We start from the raw sequence: 12,364 nt of genomic DNA on the forward strand, positions 1-12,364 counted from the left end.
TCGGTTCTAGGGGAGATAAAATGAGAAACACAGAAGTTAGTAACTTCGCCAAGTTGGTAATCCATCTCGATTTTTCTATTACTTTCGGGTGTGTAAGAAGCTAGAAAGCATTAAGTAGAAATTTTTTGAAAAAAAATGGAACTGTTTGGAAAAGGCTCGGTCTGAATATACGTAACAGTTAGGGCATTTGAAGTTTCACTGGCCGTCAAACTTGTTTCCATCTAATTGTTACGTTGCTGCTTTTTTCTTATTAACTCCTATGTTTGTATCCGCCCAGTCAAATTTTCGGCTGGGCTTTTTTTCGCCTGTAGATTTACCAAGCGCCTCTTTCGATGATTTGCCCCAACTCCATAAGCTAGACCTTAGTTGGTCACAAAAGTAACCAGCCTGAAGTGGTTGATGTGCCGATCTGCAGACATAAAAAAGCCTCCCGAATGGGAGGCTTTACTAAACAGTGTGTATCTTACGCTTGCGCTTTCTTAGGCAAAGAAAAGTGCAGTAACGCGTAGCCAAGTAACGCGGCTGTCGTCGAGCCCATTAAGATACCTAGTCGAGCATAGGTATCAAACTCAGGGCTTACATTTCCAAACGCTAAAGAGGAAATGAATATAGACATTGTAAAACCGATACCACACAACACAGATACCGCAAAGATATGCTTGAAGTTAATGCCTTCCGGTAGCTTAGCTACACCCATTTTCACAGCAGCCCAACTAAAGGTGAAGATACCTAGAGGCTTACCAACCAGTAGCCCCAAAGCAATACCTAATGGCAGCATTGAAGTTAGGCCTGACATCGATACGCCTTCTAGCGAAATCCCCGCATTTGCAAATGCGAATAGAGGTAAGATACCAAATGCCACGTATGGATGAAGTGCATGCTCCATGTGCTTAAGTGGGGAATGTTCGCCCTGTTTACCCTTAAGAGGAATAGCAAAGCCGATCACTACGCCTGCAAGTGTTGCGTGAACACCAGATTTAAGTACCGCAAACCATAAGATCGCGCCGACTATCATGTATGGCGTCAGTTTCGTTACTTCCTTCGCATTCAACATGAACAGGACACCAGTCATGATGAAGCCAACAAGCAGCGCCATGCTAGAAAGATCACCTGTGTAAAACAGTGCAATAATAACAACCACGCCTAAATCGTCGATGATAGCGAGAGCTAACAAAAACACTTTAAGGCTTACTGGTACGCGCTTACCTAGTAGCGCCATGATACCTAGAGCAAATGCAATATCCGTCGCAGCTGGAATTGCCCAGCCAGAAACCGCCTCTGGGTCGTTAGCATTAAACGCAACGTAAATAAGAGCAGGGGCTAACATACCACCAACCGCTGCAATCGCAGGGAAAATTGCGGTTTCTTTTGATTTTAGCGCTCCTTCAAGTAGCTCTCGCTTCACTTCAAGGCCAATAAGTAAGAAGAAAACAGCCATTAGGCCGTCATTAATCCAGTGAGAAACTGACATACCGAATACATAAGTATGCAGTACAGATTGATAAGTTTCGCCCAGCGGTGAGTTAGCAATGGTCATCGCAATTGCCGCTGCAATTACGAGAAGAATACCACCTGCTGATTCCATTTTGAAAAAGTCACGAATGACATCGTTCATGGTTTCGTCCTTATATTTATTATCTTAATAAACGATTAACAAAGAGTGATAAGAGTGTATAGCTGTCGAAAACTTTAGAATAATCGCTTCTTCAGAGTATAAACTTCGGTTTTTTCGATGTTAAGTTTACTATACATCGTATTTTCCAACATGACACTCAATTTTGATCGGAGATCGTATTTGTTTTTGTCGCACCAAATATTTATCAAGATGATGAGAAAATCAGCATAACACGGCTTGTACCATCATGATAACCCCGTACTTTTGAGAAAAAGCTACGAAGCTTCGCGCACTAAAAAACCACCCGTAGGGGGTGGTTTTCTTCACAACTCAATAGCCTGTCAGCTGCATAAAGCCCCAAGCCTCATTGGAGCCGGAAGCTAAAGTAGGCCCTTCCCAGTAAGGTATTACAAAGGGTAGCCACATATCTGACTTGATAATGCGGGTAGTCAAATTAATTTGATGCTTCGGAATATTGATAATCCACTGCAAAGGTAACCTTCTTCCATTGGATAAACTGGTCACTTGCATTGGTTTAATACTGATATCATCGTCTGAGAGGTTGATGACTTTACCTGAGCGTGTCGACAACGTGCCAAACACGTGCGGTGTTTGCCCATGGTGACGATAACGGCTAACAGTTAATGCTCGACCATCATCTAAATTGAAAACAAACCAATCCCAGCCTTGTTGCCCCTCACCAATTAAGCCGCTGCCCCACTCTTTTTGCGCCCAAGCAGAACCCGTCACTGAGAATCGCTTACCATTTAAGCTTAAGCTGCCTTTTACTTTTAAAAATGGAGCACTGAAGCTGAAAGAAGCAACAGATTGCAACGCATGTTTAACTTGGAAGCCTTTGTCTCCATTCACCACAAAGGGGCCGCTTGTCATGGTATTGAGCTCAAGTCCAAACGTATCAGTATTCACATTCAAGTTGCCCGGGAAAGGCGTCGCACCGAGTGATCGCCAAGTCCAATTATCAATCCATAACCTGAAAGGACGATTGATCATACCAGCTTGGCCTATCCCACCTCTAGCTACCCGTTGCTCTTTCCATACATGCGAGCCATGACTGACGACAACATGTGAAATGTACAATTGAGGGTTCTGCCAACCGCTGGTTTCTCGCTCGTCCGTCGCAACCCTGAAATAGCTCCATTGAACATTGTAGATCTTGCCTTGCTCATCTTTTAATTTCGCAAAGTAGTGCCACCATTCATGCTGATACTCGGGATGAAAGCGAAAGTCTGAGGGTAAAGAGACATGCTCGTTAGGTAGTACAGGCTCGAAAATCGTTTGATTTTCAAGCGTTAAGATAGAATCAAGTTCGCTTTCTCGTGTTGCTGTCGCCTCTAACCAAAAAGTTGAGTAAAAAGCAGCCCCAGTCAGAAAAGCGAACGTAACAACAATGAGCGTTGAAACCAACAAGCGTTTTTTAGAGCCCATTTTTTTCATTACAACGCGTCCCTTAATGACTTCATCGGTGTACTTTTGATCATTCTAATAACTGGCAATGCGCCAGCAACCATGATGGCAAGCATCGCCCAAGCAATGGTTTGAGCATACTCCCATGGAATCGTTTGAAGCTCTAGAGACCAGCCAAATGATTGCTTAATGATAATATCAACGATCAAATGTGCGAGCGCCAAGCCGAGCGGCACTGCAATAATCGCAGAAATGGCTCCGAAGACGAATAGCTGCAAACCACCTAATACGACAAGTTCTTTTCCGGACACACCCATGCACCTTAATAAGGAAAAATGCCGCTGCCGTGAAAGTTCTCCTGCCAACGTCGCAAAGAATAAACCAAACACGGCAATAATCAGCGTGATATTGCCCAAGGTTCCTGCTATAGCAAAGGTATGATCAAACACTCTCATTGCTTGGCTATAAATATTACCGTTATCAAACACACGATCTTGCGGAAGACGGAATACATTCTCTAAGCGATTTTTCAGCCCTTCTCCATTGACGTTATCTTTTAATACTACGCCAAGACCAACATTACCCGTACCTGCAAATGCATACAGCCAATTCCGGTGCGACATCATCACCTGGTTATATGGGTTTCCATAATCGTAGTAAACGCCTACGACTTGCCAATCACCACCAAGCGGTTCCTGCAAGTTAATGAAATCGCCAGGGCGGATATCCAACTTCAAGGCCATCGACTCGCTGACCATTAAGCTCTTGGTAGCGTGCAGTTGATACCAGTAATTTGGGACACCTAACTTGACGGTAAGTGAGTCTAGCTCACCTTCAGAAGAGCCCGTACTCACAACTTGCAGAGCACCGTGCTCGGTCGGCATATCTTTTTCCCAACGCCACCAAACCGAGTTCACCTCTGGCTGATTCTGGAGCCATGCGCTCATCCGAGCGGCTGAATTGTTGGTCGGATAGATGTACACATCAGCGGCTAATCGCTGATTTAGCCACTTATCGGTTGTATCTCGAAAGCTTCCGACCATTGTTTCTACACCAATGTTTGCCGCCAGCGCTAACATAAACGCCATCGTAGCCACACCGCGATAGCTCATGCTTGCTGCTGCATCAGCAAAAAACCAACGGACACGAACCCAACGCATGGTATAAGAAAAACTTTGGAACATATGCCACATAATAAATGGCATAAACAACGCCACACTAACCAACATCAGCGCAATAATAGCAAAGCCGGTTTCTTGTGTTTTCGGGGCCTGATATACCGCTATTGCAGCGACACAAAACGCACACGCCGCAAGTGCCTGCCAAGAGAACTCTCTTCCAGCAAATCGCATTAGCGACAGTCGAGAAGAGAGGCGGATTGGTTGTGACTTCAGCAAACGGATTAATGGCCACAGACACGATATCAACGCACCCATCGCTGCCATGATTAGACTGTATAAGCTAGATTGCCATGACCATCCTATGGTTAAGCCTACGTTGGCATCATACAAATCACTCAGGCTCGAAGACACTGCTGGGATAAGCTCATTTGCTAAGATCAAGCCAAAAAAGTTACCACACGCCCACGCAATAAAGACGAGCAAAGACAACTCTAGCAATAAGGCTTGCGCTAACTGTGTTCCGTTAACACCAGTCTGTCTCAAAATACCTACCAAACGTTGTCGCTGGATGAAAGACAGAGACATCGCTTGATAAAAAATAAACAACCCGACCAAAAACGACAGCATTCCCATCGCGGTGAGATTCATATGGAATGCGTTAGTTAGCGACTCAAGCTCAGTACGCGTATTCCTAACAAGCGTCATTCCGTTTGGCAGCATGTTTTTCAGTGCTATTAGCTTTTCCTCTGGCATTTCGCCACAAGAAATCGCAGACAAACCTGAGCTCCGCTTGAGCATACGCAACAACGATATATCAGTAACCAGCCGAGTACCCGAAAGCATCTTGTCCTTATCTACTTGAATAGGCCCAAGACGGCTTCCGTCATTCATCTCAATGAAGTCCCCATCCTGCCAACTCATGTAAGCGGCCAAATCTTGACTAACAAGAATAGGATAAGGAGGCTTCATTAGTGATAAAACAGGCATCTCACCTAGCGATTTTCCTTGTTGTAGTGGGATCATCGCGACAGGATCTATCCCCACCAACATCAGGCTCATATCGGTCTTGGCATCTAGATGAAGCACGTCAAACGGTGCACATTGGTTAAACCCAGCTCGACGTAACTGAATATAGAAACCTTGAGGAATTTTATTGGCAGAGTGCTTCGTTCGGATTCGGTATGGCAAAGGATTAGAGAAAAGTTTTTCCCCAGTTGCATAACTTTGTTTTGCATGCTGGTTGATAGAAGTAACACCAACAAGGAGGGACACGCCTAAAGTTAATCCCAGCCAGACAAGAATAATTTGTAGAGGGTAACGACGGTAATGACCGAGTAGTGCCTTAACTACGGGCCATAACATGTAGCTGCCCTCCTTGAAGTCGAATCTTTCCTTCCATATGGGCGGCCACTTTTTCACTGTGCGTCACTAACAGCAAAGTACACTCCAATTGGCGAGCGAGACTCGTTAATAAGCGCATTACTGCTTCTGCGTTTCGCTCGTCTAGGCTACCAGTTGGCTCATCAGCAAGCAGGATTTTAGGTTCCATATAAAGGGCGCGAGCAATCGCCGCACGTTGTTGCTGACCACCAGACGCCTCTTCCGGATAACGTCCTAGCAATGGCATTAAGTCCAAAGCAGAAAGAATTTGACGCCACAACTCTTTATCTTCCGGCAGACCTTTTAACTGACGACAAAAACGAATATTGTCGGCAATATTAAGTGTAGGAAGCAGGTTGAATTGTTGGAAGATATTACCAATATTGTTGCGGCGATAAAGGGTTCTTAAATGCTCCGGTGCTTCATGCATAGCAAAATTTGGAAACTGCACTTCACCAGAGTCAGCAGTATCTAATCCGGCGATTAAATTCAGCAGAGTACTTTTACCCGAACCACTTTCTCCCATCAGAGCAACTTGGTCGCCTTGCTGCAATGTTAATTCTGCCCCTTGTAATACAGGGTGAAACTCTCCCCCGTCTACATAGCCTTTACATAGGTCTGACAGTTTTAACATTGATTATGCCGCTCGGATGGTGTTTAAAAATTGGGATCAGAATCTACACTAAAATCCTGTTAGTAGAAAGTATTTTGAATGCTTGATCACACTATGGAAGTACAAATGCAACTCGATTCACTTTCTGTTGCTAATTTTGTTGACGTTTTGAGCAGATTTTTGCAGCCAAAATAAACTCTGTTCCTTCTTACTGGCCAATCAGGTTTTTCATCCATTTTCGGCTAACCATTCTTGGCAAGCAAATCGCCCACTTCACAACTTCTTCCGTCAAAAAGAGTAAGTAAACCCATTGTGGATCCCAATTGAGATAAATCGCTGCAAATGCTGCGAGTGGAATCCCGATCACCCACTGCGCCAAGATGTCTTGATACAAACAAAACTTAACATCACCGCCCGCGCGTAATACACCAACAATCGCCATCATCGGCACCGAGCGTAGCACGACACCCAACGCAAGAATCACCATAAACTGTTCAGCTAGCTCGCGAGTGTCTGTTGTCAGTGCACTAAACGCATTAAGGATCCATTGATTTGACACTATCAACAAGACGGCGACCACAAATGCGATAAGCACATTCAAAATGACCGTAGCCCATGCTTGATAATAAACGGGTTCAAAATTACGAGCGCCGAGCTGGTTCCCGACTAGAACTGCAGCCGCATTCGATAAACCAATCATCATCGCCAATGCGATCGACTCAACAGGTGTCATTACGGAAAGTGCCGCCAAACCTTGTACACCTGCTTGCCCCATGATGGCGTGATAAGCAAACAGCCCACCAGCCCACGCCAAGAAGTTAAATGTGGTTGGCAAAGAGAGGCTCAAGAAACGCGTAATTTTATCTAAGACCAATCCTGCGCGTATATCATCCCAACCAAATGCGATTATGTGTTTTTTCAACCATAGATAACCAAACAAGCAACCTACTTCGATCGCGCCACTGATTACCGTTGCGATCGCTGCTCCCGTAATACCCAGAGCAGGAAAGCCTAATTGACCAAAAATTAAAACCCAGTTAAGAAACACATTAGATAAAATGCCTATACCACTAAAAAAAGTGCTTAGGCCTGGTTGGTGCATCGCCCTTAGGCCCACCGACATACTGGCCACACATGCAACAGCAAACATGCTAACCGACGAAATAATGAGATAGCTGGCCCCTAGCTCAATCACTTCTTGTGAATCGGTAGTCAAACTCATGATGGGCTGTGGAAAAACAACAAACAAAGCAACAGCAATCGCAGCAAACATCATTGCGATCATCCATGTTAAAGCGGTACTGCGACGCACCCCAACTTTATCGCCAGCCCCCCAATATTGAGCGGTTAACAACGCACCGCCCGTTGTCACCCCAACTAACATGATGGTGGTGACGAAAGTCGCGCGCGCAGCAACTCCAACAGCGGCAATTTCAGCTTCACCAAGTTGACCAAGCATAAGAACATCGACGAGGCTTCTGCTAGAAAACATCATGCTTTGCAGTGTAATTGGTAACGCGATTGCAAATAAACGACGTAAGAATGCTTTATCTGCGTGTATTGAGAGTTGAGAAAGAAAAGTCACAAGCGCTCCAACGACAACTTATTGATAGAATGGGGAAAGTGTCTCATGATTATACTCTGTGGTGTTTATTCCACCAACGATAAAAGGACAGATAATGAAAAAGGTGTTGGTGCTAGGCGCCTCGGGTTACATTGGCTCTCAACTTCTTCCGTTACTTTTAGATAAAGGTTACGCCGTCACAGCAGCGGCGCGACATATTGATTATTTAGAGTCAAGAACTCAGCCTCACCCTAATTTAACGTTAAGGTATCTCGACTTGGCTGACGCAGAGACCACGAAGGCTGTAGTGAACGATTTTGATTTAGTCTTTTTTCTCGTGCACGGGATGGCTCAAGGTGATGACTTTGTTGAGTACGAACTAAACCTTGCTTTGAACTTCAAATATGCGTTGGAACAAAGCTCCGTCGAGCATGTTGTATATTTGAGTGCCATTCAACCTCAAACCGGAAACTCTCGCCATTTAGCCGCTCGTAAAGCCACGGGAAAAATAATTCGACAGTCTGGTGTTCCAGTAACTGAATTGCGTGCTGGCGTTATCATCGGTCCCGGCTCTGCCGCTTTCGAAATCATGCGTGACTTTGTCTACAACTTACCTATTTTGATCGCGCCTAAATGGGTCGACTCAAAAGCGAACCCTATCGCCTTGCCCAATCTCAACCACTATTTGTTGAAGTTAGCAGAAGCTCCCTATCCAGAAGAAAGTGAAATTTATGAAGTTGGAGGGCCAGATACACTTAGCTACCGCGAGCAGTTCAAAGTCATTTGCCGAATCACGAACAAGCCGTATCGGCTGTGGTCGACCCCGCTACTTACTCCGAAAATGGCATCGTACTGGCTAGGTTTAGTTACCTCAGTGCCAACTAGTATCGGTAAAGCATTACTTGCGGGCTTAGAGCACAACTACATTGCAGACTCCAAAGCGATTGAAGAACGATTTCCTCAAACGCTGATCAGCTACGAGCAAGCGGTAACTGATACCATTCAAGATGAAGGCACATTTGTACGCAGTAATGTCTGGGGGTTTGAACCCGCAGCGCTTCGTCGATGGCAACCAGGATATGGCTATTACCCAAAACAAGCTGGAGCGAGCATTAAAACTCATGCCTCCGCTGCGGCATTATGGAAAGTGGCGCAAAAGATCGGGAGTCGCGAAAAAGGCTATTACTTTGCCAACATCTTGTGGCGTACACGTGAATGGCTCGATATCTTTTTTGGTGGCGGAAAACCGATTCGCGTTTCTCCTCCTGGACCAGAGCTTAAAGTCGGTGATTTTATTGACTCTTGGAAAGTGATTCGCTGCGATAATAATCAGTTTCTTTCACTGTTTTTTGGTATGAAAGGCCCAGGCCTTGGGCGTTTAGAAATTACCATCAAAGATCTCGGTGACGAACGAGAGCTGGATATTACCGCCTGGTGGCACCCGCAAGGGTTTCTTGGGCTGCTTTATTGGTTTGCAATGATGCCAGCCCATCTTTTCATATTTAAAGGCATGGTCAAAGCCATCGCGAAAGAAGCAAACCGTTTAGAAAACAAAAAGCCCCAATAACAGGGGCTTCTAAACACTCAAAATGTCACTTTAGTCAGCTTTGAACGAGAGTGGAATTTCGGCTAACTGGTTGCCTTCGTTTGCTGGAAAAATAAGGTACTCGCCATGGTATTTCACCATCGATTTGTAGTCTGTTACCTTATGTACCATAAAGCCCGCTTGCGCTGCTTTCTCAACAAACTCAGCATGATTGCCACGTACAAACCAACTCATTGGCTTTACGAGCAACTCGCCATCAAAACAGCTTTCGCATTGGTCTGCACATAACGCTAAAGAGTTTTGACCTTCAGTGAAGATTTGTACTTTGCCGCACCCAATCAGTTGCTCAGACGTCGAGACTTCCCAGCCTGCTTGCTCCATCAAATCAAGAAAAGACTCAATATCTGAATCTTTGAACACTTTGGAGTCTTCACCTTCAGGGAAGAATTGCGCATAAAAAGCAGAAATACGCTTGAAGATAAACAACAAACCAGCATCGTTCCCCTTTGAGCGACCTGCTTTTTGCCAACGCGTTAAGTCATCGCCTACCGTACGTCCGAAACGTTGTGATTTTAGCGCCTTTGTTACCCAACGCACTAAATAATGGTTATTCGCAACAGGGGCATTGGCTAACTTACCTGAGCGATGCTCTTGATCTAACTCTTCAAGTGCTGAGTTAACCAAGTTTTGAATTTCTTTGGTGTAATTCGACATTACGCCTTTCTTCCTAAAGTCCAATAAAACAGTGCTGAAAGCACAGAACAAGCAAACATTACGATGATCATCGGCCAAGCAACATTCCCGGGCAGTGATGCCACCAGCGCACCAACCAATGAACCGATACCGAATCTTAATGTCCCCGCTAGAGACGACGCCGTACCCGCCATTGATGGGTAACCACTTAAAAGCAGCGCCATCGCGTTACTACCTATCGTCGACAATGTACCGATAAACAGCACAACAAAAGGTACAATGCCCCATAATCCGAAGTCCATTAACCAACTTACGAATAAACCAATCCCCGCCAAAAGTTGCACGAACAACCCAAAACGAAGCATGGCATGGGAACCAACTTTCTTCACCAAGCGACCATTAATACTGGTCATGATGATCATCGCCACAATGTTCAAACCAAATAGGTAACCAAAGTGGTCTGGTCGAACACCATATAAATCAATATAAACAAACGAACCCGCCGTCAAAAATGCAAACATTCCGGAAAATGAAAACGCACCTGAGAGCATCAAACCGATCGCTTCAGGATTGGAGCATAATCTGGCGTAGTTTCTCAGCGTCGTGCGGAAACGAAGAGGCTGACGATTTTCAGGCTGTAACGTTTCAGGGATTTTCCAAAGTACGAGAAAAATCACAACTACAGCGAAAATAGCTAGTACCCAAAAAATGGAACGCCAACCAAACCAAATCGCGAGATGGCCACCGATCATCGGTGCCACCAACGGCGCAATAGTAATGACCAGAGTAACGAAGGACATTGCGCGTGCAAAGTCTTCACGGTCAAACATGTCACGCACGACGGCTTGGATAATGACCGCCGCTGCCGCGCCAGCAAAACCTTGTGCCGTACGTACATAGGTCAGCGCATCAATGCCATTTGTTGTCGCACTCACAACGGCAGCCAAGCCGAAGAAAAGTACGCCTAAAATCAACACAGGTCTGCGACCAAAGCTATCGGCGAGCGGCCCGTGAATTAACTGGCCGATCGCAAAACCCGCGGTATAAGCCGTCAACGTAATCTGAACCGCGCCAGGCGCGACCCCCAAATCTTTCGCAATTGTCGGCATCGCAGGCAAATACATATCGATCGCCAAAGGCGTCAAAGCACCAATCGCTCCTAGTACCAGAAACAATAGAAAACTGATTTGGGATTGCGGAGCACTTTGAGCTTTTTCTGTCATTCTTTTACCTCTTGTTGGAGCCCTACCGTCAATACTTGCAGAACAAAGTGAAAATAACGGACAGTTCTCATATCGCTGAATGTAGAAGCCAAAAACCTGTTCTATCCAACGTTCGAGAATCATAAGGGCAAATATGTACCAAGGAGTGACCTTGACGAACTCGACATAGAAAAGCATGTGAAAGCGAAATGTGTTTATGGGAAACAAACACAATGCAGTAAAAATGATGGCGTTGACACCATCATTCCATTCACCGTAGCCGAAGGCTTTGCAATAAGAGTATGCATGCCTCAGCTAAATGCAAAGGCGTATCACTGAGATGAGTAAGCACACCGGAATTGTCTAGGCACTAATTTTGGTAGGAAAATTTATTTTGAGCCAATTCCTACCAAAAGACTAGTTCCTATTAGGAACTAAAGAATTTCCCATGCCGACAATTAATTCCAAATAGAATCGATTTCTTCTTGCGTGAGGTAGCGATAATCACCTGGTTCTAGTGCCTCATCAAGTTCGATAGAACCAATACGCTCACGATGTAAGTACTCAACTTTATTTCCTAACGCCGCGAACATACGTTTCACTTGGTGATACTTACCTTCCACGATAGTTAACAATACTTCATTCTCGGCCTCGTTCACGATTTCCAAACGAGCAGGCAATGTTGCTTCTGATTCATTGCGCAAAATGATGCCTTGTTCGAGCTTTTCCGCATAATCAGGCTGAATAGCATCGACGAGCCAAACACGGTACGTTTTCTCACACTTATGCTTAGGTGAGGTAATACGGTGAGACCACTTACCATCATCCGTAATCAACACTAAACCAGTTGTGTCGACATCTAATCGGCCCGCAAAGTGAAGGTTTTCAATTTTAGGCTCATCAAGCAATGCGAATGCAGTTTGGTTGTAGCCATCTTCATGTGAACAAACAAAGTCAGCAGGCTTATACAACATAATGTAACGAGGACCAGGAGCACCAATAACACGGTCTTCCCACATCACTTCCGCACCTTTAGGTACTTTAAATGCACCACTTTTTTGAACCTCACCGTCAACAGTGATGTCTCCACTTTTGATGATCTTTGTTGCCTGTTTGCGTGTTGCACCCAGAGCGTCACACAAATATTTATCTAAACGCATGAATACCTCATTGAATTATACCCAAGTGATCTCTAAATCTTGGTT

Annotated in this window: 9 protein-coding genes; 1 reads left to right on the plus strand and 8 read right to left on the minus strand. The window is 45.0% G+C overall.

The genetic code is table 11. The features are described from left to right. Positions 1-463: 463 nt before the first annotated feature. The 5 genes from nhaA to R8N49_RS04405 all read right to left on the minus strand — a co-directional run bounded on the left by nhaA (position 464) and on the right by R8N49_RS04405 (position 7,739). Positions 464-1,615: a Na+/H+ antiporter NhaA gene (nhaA, locus tag R8N49_RS04385; RefSeq protein ID WP_005378034.1), complete on the minus strand. Its 1,152-nt coding sequence runs from the start codon at positions 1,613-1,615 to the stop codon at positions 464-466. 330 nt (positions 1,616-1,945) lie between these two features. Continuing rightward, positions 1,946-3,070, minus strand: coding sequence for a lipocalin-like domain-containing protein (locus R8N49_RS04390; RefSeq protein ID WP_318132975.1), 1,125 nt, complete (start codon positions 3,068-3,070; stop codon positions 1,946-1,948). Then, positions 3,070-5,523, minus strand: a complete 2,454-nt coding sequence (locus tag R8N49_RS04395; protein ID WP_005378038.1) for an ABC transporter permease — start codon at positions 5,521-5,523, stop codon at positions 3,070-3,072. Before R8N49_RS04395 ends, R8N49_RS04390 begins: the two co-directional genes overlap by 1 nt. Further along, positions 5,504-6,175: an ABC transporter ATP-binding protein gene (locus R8N49_RS04400; protein WP_005378040.1), complete on the minus strand. Its 672-nt coding sequence runs from the start codon at positions 6,173-6,175 to the stop codon at positions 5,504-5,506. The genes R8N49_RS04395 and R8N49_RS04400 overlap by 20 nt, the downstream gene beginning before the upstream one ends. A 187-nt stretch (positions 6,176-6,362) precedes the next feature. After that, entirely contained in the window at positions 6,363-7,739 is a 1,377-nt protein-coding gene (locus R8N49_RS04405) for an MATE family efflux transporter (protein ID WP_005378048.1), read from the minus strand. 94 nt (positions 7,740-7,833) lie between these two features. Between R8N49_RS04405 and R8N49_RS04410 the strand changes: the two genes are divergently transcribed. Beyond that, positions 7,834-9,285 (plus strand): DUF2867 domain-containing protein, encoded by a 1,452-nt coding sequence (locus R8N49_RS04410; protein WP_025766853.1) that lies wholly within the window; start codon positions 7,834-7,836, stop codon positions 9,283-9,285. 30 nt (positions 9,286-9,315) lie between these two features. Here R8N49_RS04410 and R8N49_RS04415 read toward each other — a convergent pair whose 3' ends face one another. From R8N49_RS04415 to rsuA, 3 genes are all read right to left on the minus strand, one after another. Continuing rightward, the gene (locus R8N49_RS04415) at positions 9,316-9,978 is read right to left on the minus strand and encodes a DUF2913 family protein (RefSeq protein ID WP_005378053.1); all 663 of its coding nucleotides are present in this window, start codon (positions 9,976-9,978) and stop codon (positions 9,316-9,318) included. Next, on the minus strand, positions 9,978-11,180 hold the full coding sequence (locus tag R8N49_RS04420) for a Bcr/CflA family multidrug efflux MFS transporter (protein WP_017820848.1): 1,203 nt from the start codon (positions 11,178-11,180) through the stop codon (positions 9,978-9,980). The genes R8N49_RS04415 and R8N49_RS04420 overlap by 1 nt, the downstream gene beginning before the upstream one ends. Positions 11,181-11,617: 437 nt before the next feature. Beyond that, on the minus strand, positions 11,618-12,319 hold the full coding sequence (rsuA, locus tag R8N49_RS04425) for a 16S rRNA pseudouridine(516) synthase RsuA (RefSeq protein WP_005388670.1): 702 nt from the start codon (positions 12,317-12,319) through the stop codon (positions 11,618-11,620). Positions 12,320-12,364 lie beyond the last annotated feature (45 nt).

The sequence above is a fragment of the Vibrio sp. 1978 genome, assembly GCF_033344345.1.